The sequence below is a fragment of the Promicromonospora kroppenstedtii DSM 19349 genome (assembly GCF_000515355.1).
Taxonomy (GTDB): Bacteria; Actinomycetota; Actinomycetes; order Actinomycetales; family Cellulomonadaceae; genus Promicromonospora; species Promicromonospora kroppenstedtii.
Map to the genome: position 1 here is coordinate 2,611 of NZ_KI911763.1, position 568 is coordinate 3,178.

1 pseudogene is annotated in these 568 nt (G+C 76.6%); it reads left to right on the plus strand.

Annotated features, from left to right (window positions below):
• Window positions 1-568, plus strand: a pseudogene (locus PROKR_RS29260) (ABC transporter ATP-binding protein); the annotation flags it as partial.

Consider the following 568-nt stretch of genomic DNA (forward strand, 5'->3'; position numbering starts at 1 on the left):
CGCGCTCGGCGTCGGCCAGGGCGCGCTCGGGGCCGTGGGCGCCTGGGCGCTGACCCAGCTGCGCCCGGGCAGCACCTGGCCGATCGTGGTCGCGATCCTGAGCATCGTGGCGACCGCGGTGGCGATCGGCGGGCTGCGCATCGAGGAGCGGGTCGTCGCCGAGCGGCTCGGCCAGGACTACGTGCGCGAGCTGCGGCGCGAGCTCGTGGAGTCCGAGCTCACGCCGGGCAGCAGCACCCACCTGGGCATCACCGTGGCCCGGACCACCAACGACCTCGCGAGCGTGCGCAACTGGGTGTCGCAGGGCGTGGGCCCGCTGGCGGCCGGGATCCCGCTGATCGCCGGGTCCGCCGTGGGGCTCACGGTACTCGACCCGTACCTCGGGATCGGGTTCCTGCTCCCGCTCGGCCTGCTCGCCGCCGTGATGGTGCCGTGGGCGCGCACCGCGTACCTCAAGTCGCGGCGGCTGCGGCGCGCCCGCGGGCGCATGGCCACGCGGATCGCCGACACCGTCGGGGCGTCGGAGGGCATCATCGCGGCGCGCGGGGCGGGCCGGGAGCTCGACCAC